The organism is Tenacibaculum aquaeponti (assembly GCF_057221555.1).
Map to the genome: position 1 here is coordinate 2836118 of NZ_CM170147.1, position 13861 is coordinate 2849978.

Sequence of the window (13861 nt, forward strand, 5' to 3'; positions counted from 1 at the left end):
TTAATAAATAAAACGATTGTTAATTAAGGGGTTGGAATAATTTTAACATTTTTTAATATTTTATTTTACTAAATTGAGGGCTTAACCGAATATTAATTAAAAACACTTCTTATCTATGAGAAAAAAATCATTAGAAAAAAATCTTTTTTTCTTTTTATTGACGTTTGTGAGTTTTAGCTTATCGTCACAAACTATAAAGGGGAAAGTAATCGAAGCTTCCGGGGAAAGCATTCCTTTTGCAGATGTAATTGAAAAAGGAACTACTAATGGAACTTCAACAAACGGGGACGGGGAATTCAGTATAACTGTAAAAAAAATACCAACTACAATAGTTATATCTTCTTTAGGTTTTGCAAACCAGGAAATTAAAATTACTTCTGCATCAAAATTTATTAACGTAACATTAAAAGAAGATTCAGATGTTTTAGAAGAAGTAGTAATTTCAGGATTAGCAACAACTACGAAAAGATCGAATTTAGCCAATACAGTTGCTAGTGTATCAGCAGCTCAATTAGCGCAAGTAACAAATCAATCTGGATTTGATAGTGCCTTGTCAGGAAAATTTACAGGAGCTGAAATTAGAGCAAATTCAGGAGCTCCTGGTGGAGGAATATCTATGAGGTTAAGAGGAGTAACTTCTGTTTTTGGAAACCAACAACCTTTATTTATTGTAGATGGAGTTTATGTGGATAACTCTTCAATTTCATCAGGTAATAATATAGTGAGTGAAGCAGCAGGAGGAGGAAATACCTCTACAAATCAAGATGACGCTTCAAACAGGATTGCAGATATTGATCCGGAGGATATTGAAAATGTTGAGATTTTAAAAGGAGCATCTGCAGCTGCACTTTATGGTTCAAGAGCAGCAGGAGGAGTTGTTATTATTACTACTAAAAGAGGAAAATCTGGTAAACCTAGAGTTTCTTTTTCTCAAACTGTAGGATTAAGAAGTCCAACAAGGTTGTTAGGTTTAAGAGATTGGGATCAGGCAGAAATAACTGCAGCAGGAGGGCCAGCAAATGCAACTTTGAATGATTATGAAGCAGAGCTTTTCGATCATACAAGAGTTTCTACAACATCAAGATTTACTACTTCTGGAGGAAATGATAAATCGGATTATTTCTTTGGAGTTACTCATAAAGATGAGCCTGGTTTGGTAGAAAATACAGGATATGAAAAAACTTCATTTAGATTAAATTTAGGTCAGAAATTAACAGATTGGTTAGATATTTATGTTACGTCTAATTACATTAATTCTGAGGCTGATAGAGGTTTTTTTAATAATGGTAATGCTAACAGAACTGTTGGTTACGCCTTGGCTTTTACATTCCCTTGGGAAGATTTATCTCCAGTTAATGGTGTTTTTCCAGCAGGAGCCGCTGGATCTAATGTTTTAGAAACTGTAGCGAATACTACAAATAGAGAAAACGTGAATCGTTTTATTGGAAGTGCTAAATCAAACTTACAGATTTTAGATTCTGATATGCATAGATTAAAGTTAACTTTAGAATTAGGTTTTGATCAATATACTTTAAGAACAACAAATATTTTTCCAAGAAGTTTATCATACTTTAGAGATCCAAGCACATTAAGAGGTGCTGCTATTTCTGGTACTACAGTAAATACCAACTATAACCTTTCTGCATTTTTGGTTTATAATTTAGATTTTGAAAATGGTTTAGGGTTTACAACTCAGGTAGGTACTTTCTTGCAAGATTTTGATCGTAATACTGTAATCACTGTTGGAACAGGGTTTAATGGTTCTTTAACTAACTTAGGGCTTGCGGAAAATTCTTCTGTTACTCAAGATATAAGATTACAAGAGGATACAGGTTTCTTTGTTCAAGAAGAAATTAATTATGCAGATAAAATTATTGGAACATTAGGTATTAGAGGTGATAAGTCTACAAATAATGGTAGTGCAGATGAAATTTTCTATTATCCTAAAGCGAGTTTAGCAGTTAATGTCCATAAATTAGGATTATTTGAGTCTGAAATTTTTTCAACAATTAAACCAAGAGTAGCCTATGGTGAGGCAGGAAGATTTCCTCCTTTTGGAAACAAGTTTACACTAACATCTGGACAATTTATTGATGGTAATTCTGGTTTAGCTCCTGGGACATTAAGAGGAAATCCAAATATCAAGCCAGAGCGTCAAAAAGAATTAGAGTACGGTTTAGATTTAGGACTATTTGATAATAGAGTTGTTTTAGAAACTACTTTTTATAACAAAGAAATCGAAGATTTAATTATTCAAGATCAAATTCCTACGTCAAGTGGACAAACAAGAGAGTCTAAAAACGCTGGTGCTTTAGCTAATAATGGTATCGAAATAGGTTTAAACGCGAACATAATAGAGAAAGAAGATTTTTCTTGGAGTGCTAATTTAAAATGGTGGAAAAATACTTCTGAAATCACTCGTTTAGATGTTCCTGCCTTTACAACAGGAGGATTTGCATCATCATTAGGAACTTTTTACATTCAAGAAGGATTTAGTGCTACACAAATTGTAGGTACATACGATAGTACTGGATTAACTCCAGAAGCTATAGCGCAAATAGATCCAGAAGGAGATGGATTTGCTGTGTATGGTAATGCAGAGCCAGATTTTCAAATGTCATGGCAAAACCAGATTAGTTATAAAAACTTTGATTTAACATTTTTGTGGCATTGGAAAAAAGGTGGAGATGGAATTAATTTAACAACTTTACTTTATGATTTAGCAGGTACTACTTGGGATTATGATGATACTGGTTTAGATCCTTTAGGAGTACAAACGAACGGAGAGTATAGATCTAGTTTGGCTTTCGTTAATCCAGCACCAGTAATTGAAGATGCAGGATATATTAGATTACGTGAAGTAGGTTTGTATTACACATTTGACGAAAATGTATTTAAAGGTTTTGAAAGAGTGAAAGTTGGAATTTCTGGTAGAAACTTAATTAATATTTTCGATTATAATAGTTACGATCCTGAGGTTTCTAACTTCGGAAATAATGTTTTAGCAAACAATGTAGAAGTAACTCCTTATCCAGCTTCTCAGTTTATTAACTTTCATTTAAATGTTAACTTCTAAAAAAAATACAATGCTTAAAAATAAAATTTCAATTTTAATATTAGTGTTCACAGCTGTTTTTTTTACAAGTTGTGAATTAGAAGATTTACCTAACGAAAATGCTCCTACTTTAGAGAGTTTTGCAGATGGAGCTTCTCAGGCTGATGTTCAATCTTTAGCAGTAGGATTAGAGGCAGTAATGAGAAATGATTTAGAGTTTCACTATCAGACAATTAGCTATATCGGTAGAGAGTATTATGATTTAACAGGAACAGATCCAAGATATACAGGAGAGTTGTTAAAAGGGCCTTTAGATAATAATGGATTTTTAACAACACGTGCTTATTCTGCTTGGTATAGAGTTGTAAAAGCAGCAAATGTTTTAGTAACTGCTGTTGAAAATTCTGAAGCAGGTTTTTCAGATGCGACTAAACGTTCTTATTATGGATATGCAAATACAATTAAAGCTTATGCGTTATTAATGGTTGCTAATCGTCAATTCAGTAATGGAATTAGAGTAGATGTTGCAGATCCAGATAATTTAGGTCCGTTTTTAGGATACCCAGAAGCTTTAACCGCAATTAGAAATTTATTGAATGATGCAAATTCAGATTTAACAAACGGTGGAGGAACTTTCGACTTTCCTATTAGTTCTGGTTATGATGGGTTTGCTACACCAGCAACATTTGCTACTTTCAATAGAGCTTTAGCGGCTAGAGTAGCATTATATCAAGGGAATAAATCAGATGCTTTATCATTATTAAGTAATTCGTTCTTTGATATTTCAGGAGCTTTAAATGTAGGAGTTGCTCATGTTTTTGGTGCTACAGGAAACGATGTTTTAAATGCTCAATTTTATGTTTTAGGTCAATCTGGTCAAGAGTATATGATTCATAATTCTTGGATTGCAGATGCTGAAGCTGGAGATACAAGAGTTGCAAATAAGTCATTTATGCTATCAACACCAAGAATGTTTGACGATTTAACAGCAACACATCAAATGGCTTTATATACGAGTAATACCGATCCTGTATATTTAATCAGAAATGAAGAGTTAATTTTAATTTATGCAGAAGCTAATATCGGAACTAATAATGCTGAAGCTGTAAATGCAATAAATGTGATTAGAAACGCTGCTGGATTAGCAAATTATTCTGGAGCTACAACAGATACTGCTTTGGAATTAGAGGTGCTAAACCAAAGAAGGTACTCTTTAATTGGAGAAGGACATAGGTGGATTGATTTAAGAAGAACAGGAAGATTAAATGATGTTAATTTCTTGCCTTTAGATAGAATGGGAGATAATGCTTTAGATGCTTTTCCAACTCCATTTAGTGAAAATGTGAATTAAAATAAAAACAGTAATAAAATGAAAAAGTAATCTCGTTTGAGATTACTTTTTTTATTGCTTAAATTTTGATTATGAGTTTAATAAATTTTATTTTTAATGAGTCGTATTGTTTTATCACCTTCAGTTGTACTTATTTTAGCAATGTAAATACCTGAATTTAATCCTTGAGAGTTTACCAAACTTTTTTGGGTGTTTAAGTTTTTATAAGATTTAACCTCTTTATTCAAAATCCTATCATTAAGTTATAAGTAGAAAAATAATAGAGGTAATTCTTTTAATCATATTCATGTTTTTAAGTGAAAATGTGTTATGCAATTTTCATGTTAAAAACAATAGTATGGTCTTGTTAGTTAGTTTTTTATGGGTGAAATCCCTTTTTGTTTTTAGTGAAAAAAGATTAAAAAATAGTTATTCGTATTTGTCGAGTGTAAATTTAGAACTAGCAAAAGTTCCATAAGTGAAATATTGAACCCAGTCACCAAGATTAAAGTATTTACTATTTTTGTTAAGTGTGATATCAAGAGGTAAATGTCGATGTCCGAATACAAAATAATCGTAATGTTTAGTTTCTAGCTTACGTTTGCAATACTGAACTAACCATTCTTTTTCTTCCCCTAAAAATTTAAAATCTTCATCTCCAGAAATCATTTTGTTTTTTACCGACATATATTGACCTAAGCGAACTCCTAAATCTGGATGTAACCATCTAAATAACCATTTAAAAAGAGGAAAAGTAAAAACTTTTTTCATTCTTTTATAACCAAGATCATGTGGACCTAAGCCATCTCCGTGTCCAATTAAAAAAATTTTGTTGTTGATTTTGAATTCTTTAGGCTTAAAGTAAACAGGGATATTTAATTCTGTTTCAAAGTAATCTTTCATCCATAGATCATGGTTTCCAACAAAAAAGTAAATCGGAATTCCATTATCTCTTAGTTGTGCTAACTTTCCTAAAACGCGAACAAATCCTTTAGGAACAACAGTTTTATATTCGAACCAAAAATCAAATAAATCACCTAAAAGGAAAATAGCTTCAGCATCTTTTTCTATTTCATTTAACCAGCTTAAAAACTTCTTTTCTCGAGGAAAGCTTTTTTCTCTTGTAGGTGCTCCTAAGTGTTGATCTGAGGCAAAATATACTTTTTTATCTGTTGGGATATCTATTGAAATCAAACCTAAAATTTTGGTAAAAATAACTATTTTATTTAGCTAACTTTGTAAAAAAGCACTTATATGAAGATTCTTGCTACAAATATTGGAGAACGTAAAGAAATAGATTGGAAAGGTAAAAAAGTTACTACTGGAATTTTTAAATATCCGGTTGAAGAACCTATTTTTTTAGATGTTGAAGATGTTAAAGGAGATACAATTTGTAATCGAGAAAAACATGGAGGTGTAGATCAGGCTGTTTATGCTTTTTCAGAAAAACATTATGCTCACTTTAAAAAAATATATCCAAATTTAGAATGGGAATTAGGAATGTTCGGAGAAAATCTTACGTTAAGTGATTTAGAAGAATCAGAAATTCATGTAGGAGATACTTATAAAGTTGGAGAAACACTTTTAGAAGTAACAAAACCAAGGCAACCTTGCATGAAATTAGGAGTTCGCTTTAATGACATGTCTGTAGTAAAAGAATTTTGGAATACAACAATGAGTGGAGTTTACTTCAAGGTACTGAAAACAGGATTTGTAAAAACAGGAGATGTTTTTGAAAAAATAGTATCAAAACCAGAAAATCCAACTATAGCAGAGGTATATTCAATGAAAAGAAAGAAGAAAATAGGATGAATGTATTCGATGATGCCTACTTCATGAGAAAAGCATTACAGGAAGCTGAATTGGCTTTTGATAAAGGTGAAGTTCCTGTTGGTGCAGTTATAGTTTTTAAAAATCAGATTATTGCGCGAGCTCATAATTTAACAGAACGATTGAACGATGTTACAGCTCATGCAGAAATGCAAGCTTTTACCTCAGCAGCAGATTTTTTAGGTGGCAAATATTTAAGAGATTGTACATTGTATGTAACTCTAGAACCTTGTCAAATGTGTGCTGGTGCAAGTTTTTGGACTCAGATAGGAAAAATCGTTTACGGAGCCAATGAGCCTAAATCTGGTTTTACAATTTTAGGAACAAAATTGCATCCAAAAACTAAGGTTGTGTCTGGTGTTTTAGAAAAAGAATGTGCTGAAATTATGAAGAAGTTTTTTATTCAAAAACGTAATTTGAATTAAACTGTAATTTTATTAAAACAAGCTTTGTTGTTTCGTTCCGTTTTCATGTTCTAAAAGCCATTTTTTTCGCCATACACCGCCTGCATATCCAGTTAAAGAACCGTCAGAACCTATAATTCTGTGGCACGGAATAATTACTGAAATCGGATTTTTACCATTTGCTGAGGCTACGGCTCTTATGGCCTTAATATCACCTAATGCTTTTGATTGTTCTAAATAACTCCTAGTTTTTCCAAAAGGAACTCTTAATAATTCATTCCAAACTTTTTCTTGGAACATGGTTCCTTTAGGAGCTAAAGTTAATTCAAATTCTTTACGGTTTCCAGAGAAATATTCGTCTAGTTGTTGAACACATTTTCTAATTTCTTTTGATGAAATATTTTCTGAGGCAGAATGTTCATCTTCTATGAAATAAATAGAGTGAATTGATTTATCATCTCCGGTTATTTCTACAATCCCAATAGGAGATGAATAATATGCTGTTTCTCTATTCACTTTAGTAGTTATTTAATCTCTTTTTTCTCTTTCAAGAAAGAAAATATTTTCTTATCAACTTCGGAAATAATGTCCATATGAGAAGAATCTAACCATTGTGTTTCTTCAATTTCGTTATCTGTTAGTATGGTTCCTGTAAATTTTGCTTTGTAGCAAGTCATTTTAACTAAGATTCCTTCTTTAGCACCGTCCGATTGCGCCTTAAAAGTTCCAAGATATTCTATAGTGTCTTTTATTATAGAAACACTTAACTCTTCTTTTATTTCACGAATAAGTGTTTCTTCATCAGATTCGTTATGTTCTCTTTTTCCTCCAGGAATATAAAATTTTTCTTTTCCTTTAGATCGAGTACTTAGAATTTTGCCATTCTTAGTTTCTATCCACGCAATTTTATCAATTTCTTTCATATTATATTTTGAAAATTTGTTTCGAGTTTTCTGTTGTAATTTCGGAAATTTCCTGAAATGATTTACCGTAAATATCAACTAATTTACCAACAACTTGAGTGATATAGCTGCTTTCGTTTCTTTTTCCTCTATATGGAGTAGGAGCTAAGTAAGGTGAGTCGGTTTCTAAAACTATATGTTGGATATCTATTTCATTTAAGAACTTATCGATTTTTCCGTTTTTAAAAGTTGCTACGCCGCCAATTCCTAACTTCATATTGTATGAAATTGCTTGTTGAGCCTGTTCAAAAGTTCCTGTAAAACAATGGAAAATTCCATGCAAATCATCTCCTTTTTCTTCCTCTAAAATTTCGAAAATTTCATCAAAAGCTTCTCTACAGTGAATTACAATTGGAAGTTGTTTCTCTTTTGCCCATTGTATTTGAGTTTTAAAAGCTTCTTGTTGTTGAGCTAAAAATGTTTTGTCCCAGTACAAATCAATTCCAATTTCTCCAATTCCATAAAAATCACGTTTGTCAATCCATTCTCTTACGTGAGCTAATTCCTCTTTATAATTTTCCTTAACAGAAGTTGGGTGAAGTCCCATCATTAAGAAAATATCATTGGGATAATTCTTTTCCAATTCGAACATGCTTTCTGTGTGTGAACTATCAATTGCTGGAATAAAAAAACGAGAAACACCAACATCTTTGGCTCTATTAATCATTTCATCTCTATCGTCATTAAATTGCTCTGAATATAAGTGCGTGTGTGTATCTGTAATCATGTGATTTTAACTGTATCTTTGTAGCGACAAAAGTACAAGAAATGGCAAGTTTGAAAAAAGTATTACGAAAAAAGAAATACGTTCGAATAAAGTTGAAAAAAATGAAAACAAATCACCTTGAGTTGAAAGCTGAAATCAACGGTGTAAAAGGTGTTTTTATTTTAGATACTGGAGCTTCAAACTCTTGTGTTGGATTACATTTAGTTGATCAATTTAAGTTGGTTTCTGAGGTTAGCGAAGTTAAGGCAGCTGGTGCAGGAGCAACTGATATGGAAACTTATAAATCTACTGGTAATCGATTAAGAATAGGAGATTGGAAATTGAAAAATTGTGATTTAGTTCTTTTTGACTTAAAACATGTAAATGCTGCATTAACGATGCATAATGCTAAAGAAGTACATGGAATAATTGGTGCTGATGTTTTAGAAAAAGGAAAAGCTCTTATCGATTATGATAAGAAAGTGTTGTACTTAAGAAAAATTAAAAAGAAAAAGCAACGAAATTTATCGTTGCCTTTTTAGAACTATTGAATTTATTTCGAAATCTCGTAGTTAAATTAAGATTTACAACTTTATTCCTTGTTCGATAAGTCTATTAGTTACTTCATCTTGATTATTAATTTCTGAAATATCAATATGAACATGATCATAAAATATTTTTCTGAGTTCTTTCATTAAATCTTCTTTAGAAGTTTCTGAAATATTTTCGAATGTAATAAAGTAACTTGAGCCTTCAGTATTTAAATATTGTCCTAAATAAATATTTTGATAAGTGTTTAAACCAATAACATTATTAATCGATTTGATAAAATCTTTTAAAATAGCTTTCGACGGGTGTTTAAATATTGTGTATAATTCTTCTATTTTTACTTTTCTAGCTTTTAAAGAGGTGTGGTCTAGATTAAGCATTATGTCCTTAGTTACATCAAGACCACCTTTGGAATTTGTTTTTAAACTTTTTAAAGTATTTGTAACTCCGTCTAAAGACCACCAACCAAAAATAAAGGATAATAAGTTGTATTTGAGTGTGTGTGTTTTTTGATCTTCTTTTTTTAGTAAATATGCAGATGATACAGTAAAAATATTACCTACAATTAAAGAGATACTGTATTGATAGACAATAAATCGATATCCGTCATCGATTCTTCGTCGTAAGCTTTGGATGGTTAAATTTTCAACGTTTTTTAATTTACAAACCAATTTATTCATTCTTTTTCGAGCTTTTAAAAACAAAAAACCTGATAATAATAAATCAGGTTTCTTGTTTTATGTTTTTAAGTGTTTATTAAGAAAACTAACTTAATACTTCTTTAATACGCTTTATAGCTTCACGTAATTGTAATTCTGAAGCGGCATAAGACATACGAATACAGTTTGGTGCACCAAAAGCATCGCCAGTTACTGTAGCTACATTTGCTTCTTCTAATAATAACATAGAGAAGTCAGAAGCATTGTTAATTTCTTTACCTTGTATTGTTTTTCCGAAGAAAGCAGAAATATCTGGGAAGATATAGAAAGCTCCTTCAGGAACGTTTAATTTAAAACCTTCGATTTTTCCTAATAAATCAAGTACAATGTCTCTTCTCGATTTAAACTCATCTACCATGTACTGAACAGCACTTGGGTTTGCAGATACAGCTGTAATTGCGGCTCTCTGTGCAATACAATTGGTTCCAGAAGTAACTTGTCCTTGCATTTTAGTACAAGCTTTAGCTATCCAAGCAGGAGCTCCTATATAACCAATTCTCCAACCTGTCATGGCAAAAGCTTTTGCTAATCCGTTTACGGTAATTGTTCTATCGTACATGCTTTCTATAGCGGCAAAACTAAAAGGCTTTGTTCCGTAATTAATATGCTCATAAATTTCATCAGACATCACGAAAATCTCTGGATACTTTTCTAATACTTTAGCTAAAGCTAAATACTCTTCTTTAGTGTAAATTGTACCACTCGGATTGTTTGGTGAGTTGAATAAAATTAATTTTGTTTTTGGTGTAATTGCAGCTTCTAATTGCTCTGGAGTAATTTTAAAGTTTGTTTCAATAGTTGATGGAATTTCAACAGAAACAGCTTCGCATAATGTTGCAATTGCAGAGTAACTTACCCAGTAAGGGCAAGGTAATAAAACTTCGTCTCCAGGGTTTAATAACACTTGCATTACATTTGTGATAGATTGCTTGGCTCCTGTAGAGACTACAACTTGATTTGGAGTATAGTTTAAATCATTATCACGTTTGAATTTTTTACAAATAGCTTCTTTTAATTCTACATATCCGTCTACTGGAGTGTATGAATTGTAATTTTGATTTACTGCTTCAATGGCAGCTTCTTTAATAAAATCAGGTGTGTTAAAATCAGGTTCTCCTAAACTTAAACTGATAATGTCTTTTCCTTGACTTTTTAATTCTCTGGCTTTAGCAGCCATGGCTAATGTTTGCGATACAGGTAAACTATTAATTCTGTTCGATAATGCTTCTGACATTGTTTTAGTTGATTATGCTAGTTGCGGTTTTTTTCCTAGTTCGGCAATATGTCTTAAGTGTTCTAATATTGCTCTTCGTGTTGTTTTATATTCGTGATAAGGTAAATTAAATTCCTTAGCAGTCTCTTTAACTATTTTCGCTATTTTACTGTAATGAATGTGCGAAATGTGAGGGAAAATATGGTGTTCTACTTGGTGGTTTAAACCACCTGTATAGAAATTAATGAACCAATTTTTTGGGGCAAAATTTGCTGTGGTATATAACTGATGAATTGCCCAAGTATTTTTCATATTACCATTTTCATCTGGCAAAGGAGTTTCTGTTGATGGTACGATGTGTGCTAATTGGAAAACAAAACTTAAAATAATTCCAGCAGTATAATGCATCACAAAGAAACCAATTAAAACTTTCCACCATGCAATGTCTAAAACTAATAATGGAAGAACTAACCACATTGCATAATAAATAATTTTAGTAACAATTAATTTAGTCCATTCCACTTTTGGATTAGGAAATTTTCCGTAAGATAATTTTCTCTTTAAATAACTATGCATTTGCTTGAAATCTGTAGTAATTGCCCAGTTTATAGTTAATAAACCATATAAAATTGGTGAGTAATATTTTTGAAATCTATGAAAAGGTCTCCATTCTGTATGTCTAGAAAAACGAATAATTCTACCAGCATCCATATCTTCATCATGATCTTGAATATTGGTATATGTATGATGTAAAACATTATGTTGTACTTTCCAATTATACACATTTCCTGCTAAAATATACATGCTGCTTCCCATAAGATTGTTGACCCATTTTTTACTTGAGAAAGATTCATGGTTACTATCGTGCATCACATTCATACCAACACCAGCCATACCAATTCCTATAACAATTGTTAATAGAAATCTAAGCCAGTTAGGCATGTCAACAGTTAATATAACTGCAAAAGGCGCTAAGAAAAGTGTAAACATGATAATTGCTTTTAAATACAATTTCCAGTTTCCTGTTCTTTTAATGTCATTTTCTTTAAAGTAATCGTTTACTCTTTTGTTTAAAGTTCTAAAGAACTTGGCTTTATCTATTCTTGAAAATTTAATCGAATTCATGTCGTAATTTAATGGGGTAAAAATAAGTGTTTTTCGCTCATGTTTATCTGATAACGAAAGTTTTTAACGATAATTATTGATTTGTAAAAATCTTAACTATATAAACAAATGTTATTACTTTTGTCACGCAAATATAATAGCATGGATATCATTTTAAAATACTTTCCTGATTTAACTGAAAATCAGTTACGCCAATTTACACTTTTACAGGAATTATATGAAGATTGGAACCTAAAAATTAATGTTGTTTCTAGAAAAGATATTGATGAACTGTATCTACGTCACGTATTACATTCTTTGGGTATAGCAAAAGTGATGGAGTTTCAACCTGGAACTAGTGTAATGGATGTAGGAACTGGTGGTGGTTTTCCTGGTGTGCCTTTAGCTATTTTATTTCCTGAAACTAATTTTCATTTAGTAGATTCTATTGGAAAAAAGATTAAAGTTGTAAATGAAGTTGTAGAAGGTTTAGGGGTAGAAAATGTAAAAACTACGCATGGAAGAGTAGAAGAAGTGGATGAAACTTATGATTTTATTGTAAGTAGAGCTGTTGCGCAAATGGAAACTTTTCATAGATGGGTGAAAAATAAAGTTCACAAGAAGCAAAATCATGAATTAAAAAATGGAATTTTATATTTAAAAGGTGGTGATTTAACAGAGGAATTAGCAAAGTTTCCTAAAGCTACTATTTATGATTTACCAGATTTTTTTGATGAAGATTTCTTTAAAACCAAAAAAGTAGTCCACTTACCAATAAAGTTTAAGGGCTAATTTTTAATAAAAATTATACTTTTATAAAGATTTTCTTTTTATACAGGATATAAGCAAATAGTATGTAAAAAAGAATAACAGTTATAGCATAAAGTAAAGAGGATGTTTTAAGGCTTATAATTTCTTGATTAATAAAGAAATTGTTAAACAGCCAATCATGAATGTTTGTTTTAGAATTAATTTTTAATAGATAAAAACATTTAGCAATAAACATTGATGAAAAATAAATAATTATTGGATTGGTTCCAACAGCAATAATTGCTGTGCCAAGATTAATCTTTCTTATGTCTAAAAAATAGTAGAAAAAGGAAAGAATTAGTGTCGCATATCCACTAGTTACTAAAGCGAAGCTACTTGTCCATAGGTTTTTATTAATAGGAAAGGTAAAACTCCAAAGATATCCTATAGATAATAAAATTATTCCTAGTAGTAGAAAAATACGTTGTTTGTTTTTTGTAGTGTGGAAAAATTCACCAATAATTACACCAATACAAGCCGTGGAAATTGATGGGATTGTACTTAAAATTCCTTCAGGGTCATAGTCTGGTAACCAGGTATGTCCTTTTAAAAAAAGCATATCTATGTACATAATCCAATTGTTAGGAACTTGTTCTAAGCTAACAGTTCCGAATTTTGGAATAGGAAGGTATGCGATCCAAAACCAATAGCCAATTAGACTGATTGTGGTTAAGATGTAAAAAGATTTTTTGTTGCAAATTAAATAAAACAATGAAGTGAAAAAGAATACAATTCCTATACGTTGTAAAACACCAGGAATTCGAATAGATTCTAAATTTGTAAAAAAAGGAAAATATGGGATAAATGCATTTAAGAATAATCCAATTAAAATTAGTTTAAAACTCCTAATAGTTATCTTTTTTAATACAGAGGAGTTTATTTTTTTGTTGTTAAATACTATGGATATGGATATTCCCATTATAAATAAAAAAAAAGGAAAAACAAGATCAGCGAAAGTTAATCCATTCCATTTAGCGTGTAGTAAAGGAGCGTAAACATGAGACCAACTACCTGGTGTGTTAACTAAAATCATTAGAATAACAGTAATACCTCTTAAAAAGTCTACAGAAGCTATTCGGTCTCGTTTCATTTTATTACGCTTTAAGAATCATGAGAAATGTATTAATTTTTTTTGAAAAAGAAAAGACTGGATTTTAATCCAGTCTTTAGTAAAAAAAA

Annotated in this window: 15 protein-coding genes; 6 read left to right on the forward strand and 9 right to left on the reverse strand. The window is 31.0% G+C overall.

The features are described from left to right. The first annotated feature begins 115 nt into the window (after positions 1-115). Positions 116-3076, forward strand: coding sequence for a SusC/RagA family TonB-linked outer membrane protein (locus AC2TEO_RS12830; protein ID WP_442265213.1), 2961 nt, complete (start codon positions 116-118; stop codon positions 3074-3076). Positions 3077-3086: 10 nt separating this feature from the next. Then, positions 3087-4406 (forward strand): RagB/SusD family nutrient uptake outer membrane protein, encoded by a 1320-nt coding sequence (locus AC2TEO_RS12835; protein ID WP_442265214.1) that lies wholly within the window; start codon positions 3087-3089, stop codon positions 4404-4406. A 77-nt stretch (positions 4407-4483) separates the two neighbouring features. Here the strand turns inward: AC2TEO_RS12835 and AC2TEO_RS12840 are convergent, their stop codons facing one another. Together AC2TEO_RS12840 and AC2TEO_RS12845 are read right to left on the reverse strand one after the other, a co-directional pair. Next, positions 4484-4633, reverse strand: a complete 150-nt coding sequence (locus tag AC2TEO_RS12840; RefSeq protein WP_442265215.1) for a T9SS type A sorting domain-containing protein — start codon at positions 4631-4633, stop codon at positions 4484-4486. Between the two features lie 181 nt (positions 4634-4814). Continuing rightward, entirely contained in the window at positions 4815-5570 is a 756-nt protein-coding gene (locus tag AC2TEO_RS12845) for a UDP-2,3-diacylglucosamine diphosphatase (protein ID WP_442267765.1), read from the reverse strand. Between the two features lie 69 nt (positions 5571-5639). On the opposite strand from AC2TEO_RS12845, the gene AC2TEO_RS12850 reads away from it, so the two are divergent. Together AC2TEO_RS12850 and AC2TEO_RS12855 are read left to right on the forward strand one after the other, a co-directional pair. After that, positions 5640-6197, forward strand: coding sequence for an MOSC domain-containing protein (locus AC2TEO_RS12850; RefSeq protein ID WP_442265216.1), 558 nt, complete (start codon positions 5640-5642; stop codon positions 6195-6197). Further along, positions 6194-6640 carry a nucleoside deaminase gene (locus tag AC2TEO_RS12855; RefSeq protein WP_442265217.1) on the forward strand — a complete coding sequence of 149 codons (447 nt, stop codon included), beginning with the start codon at positions 6194-6196 and terminating at the stop codon, positions 6638-6640. Before AC2TEO_RS12850 ends, AC2TEO_RS12855 begins: the two co-directional genes overlap by 4 nt. Before the next feature lie 12 nt (positions 6641-6652). Here AC2TEO_RS12855 and AC2TEO_RS12860 read toward each other — a convergent pair whose 3' ends face one another. The 3 genes from AC2TEO_RS12860 to AC2TEO_RS12870 are packed head-to-tail and all read right to left on the reverse strand — an operon-like array spanning position 6653 to position 8308. Next, positions 6653-7135, reverse strand: coding sequence for a methylated-DNA--[protein]-cysteine S-methyltransferase (locus tag AC2TEO_RS12860; protein WP_442265218.1), 483 nt, complete (start codon positions 7133-7135; stop codon positions 6653-6655). Positions 7136-7143: 8 nt separating this feature from the next. Continuing rightward, positions 7144-7542: an NUDIX hydrolase gene (locus tag AC2TEO_RS12865; RefSeq protein ID WP_442265219.1), complete on the reverse strand. Its 399-nt coding sequence runs from the start codon at positions 7540-7542 to the stop codon at positions 7144-7146. Position 7543: 1 nt separating this feature from the next. Continuing rightward, the gene (locus AC2TEO_RS12870) at positions 7544-8308 is read right to left on the reverse strand and encodes a TatD family hydrolase (RefSeq protein WP_442265220.1); all 765 of its coding nucleotides are present in this window, start codon (positions 8306-8308) and stop codon (positions 7544-7546) included. Between the two features lie 41 nt (positions 8309-8349). Here AC2TEO_RS12870 and AC2TEO_RS12875 point away from each other — a divergent pair, with 41 nt between their 5' ends. Next, a complete protein-coding gene (locus AC2TEO_RS12875) occupies positions 8350-8829 on the forward strand; it encodes a retropepsin-like aspartic protease (protein ID WP_442265221.1) in 480 nt (159 codons plus the stop codon). 42 nt (positions 8830-8871) lie between these two features. On the opposite strand, the gene AC2TEO_RS12880 is transcribed toward AC2TEO_RS12875, so the two are convergent. From AC2TEO_RS12880 to AC2TEO_RS12890, 3 genes are all read right to left on the reverse strand, one after another. Beyond that, positions 8872-9516, reverse strand: a complete 645-nt coding sequence (locus tag AC2TEO_RS12880) for a hypothetical protein (protein WP_442265222.1) — start codon at positions 9514-9516, stop codon at positions 8872-8874. 85 nt (positions 9517-9601) lie between these two features. Continuing rightward, positions 9602-10789, reverse strand: coding sequence for a pyridoxal phosphate-dependent aminotransferase (locus tag AC2TEO_RS12885; RefSeq protein WP_442265223.1), 1188 nt, complete (start codon positions 10787-10789; stop codon positions 9602-9604). Between the two features lie 12 nt (positions 10790-10801). Next, positions 10802-11893: a fatty acid desaturase family protein gene (locus AC2TEO_RS12890; RefSeq protein ID WP_442265224.1), complete on the reverse strand. Its 1092-nt coding sequence runs from the start codon at positions 11891-11893 to the stop codon at positions 10802-10804. A gap of 141 nt (positions 11894-12034) precedes the next feature. Between AC2TEO_RS12890 and rsmG the strand changes: the two genes are divergently transcribed. Beyond that, positions 12035-12664, forward strand: a complete 630-nt coding sequence (rsmG, locus tag AC2TEO_RS12895; protein WP_442265225.1) for a 16S rRNA (guanine(527)-N(7))-methyltransferase RsmG — start codon at positions 12035-12037, stop codon at positions 12662-12664. A gap of 13 nt (positions 12665-12677) precedes the next feature. Here the strand turns inward: rsmG and AC2TEO_RS12900 are convergent, their stop codons facing one another. After that, entirely contained in the window at positions 12678-13772 is a 1095-nt protein-coding gene (locus AC2TEO_RS12900; RefSeq protein WP_442265226.1) for an acyltransferase family protein, read from the reverse strand. Positions 13773-13861 lie beyond the last annotated feature (89 nt).

Bases quoted from the DNA above. Each gene is read 5' to 3' on its own strand.
- AC2TEO_RS12885 (WP_442265223.1), bottom strand. From the start codon at position 10,789: ATGTCAGAAGCATTATCGAACAGAATTAATAGTTTACCTGTATCGCAA.
- AC2TEO_RS12835 (WP_442265214.1), top strand. From the start codon at position 3,087: ATGCTTAAAAATAAAATTTCAATTTTAATATTAGTGTTCACAGCTGTT.
- AC2TEO_RS12855 (WP_442265217.1), top strand. From the start codon at position 6,194: ATGAATGTATTCGATGATGCCTACTTCATGAGAAAAGCATTACAGGAA.
- AC2TEO_RS12880 (WP_442265222.1), bottom strand. From the start codon at position 9,516: ATGAATAAATTGGTTTGTAAATTAAAAAACGTTGAAAATTTAACCATC.
- AC2TEO_RS12865 (WP_442265219.1), bottom strand. From the start codon at position 7,542: ATGAAAGAAATTGATAAAATTGCGTGGATAGAAACTAAGAATGGCAAA.
- AC2TEO_RS12870 (WP_442265220.1), bottom strand. From the start codon at position 8,308: ATGATTACAGATACACACACGCACTTATATTCAGAGCAATTTAATGAC.
- AC2TEO_RS12900 (WP_442265226.1), bottom strand. From the start codon at position 13,772: ATGAAACGAGACCGAATAGCTTCTGTAGACTTTTTAAGAGGTATTACT.
- AC2TEO_RS12850 (WP_442265216.1), top strand. From the start codon at position 5,640: ATGAAGATTCTTGCTACAAATATTGGAGAACGTAAAGAAATAGATTGG.
- AC2TEO_RS12830 (WP_442265213.1), top strand. From the start codon at position 116: ATGAGAAAAAAATCATTAGAAAAAAATCTTTTTTTCTTTTTATTGACG.
- AC2TEO_RS12875 (WP_442265221.1), top strand. From the start codon at position 8,350: ATGGCAAGTTTGAAAAAAGTATTACGAAAAAAGAAATACGTTCGAATA.
- rsmG (WP_442265225.1), top strand. From the start codon at position 12,035: ATGGATATCATTTTAAAATACTTTCCTGATTTAACTGAAAATCAGTTA.
- AC2TEO_RS12890 (WP_442265224.1), bottom strand. From the start codon at position 11,893: ATGAATTCGATTAAATTTTCAAGAATAGATAAAGCCAAGTTCTTTAGA.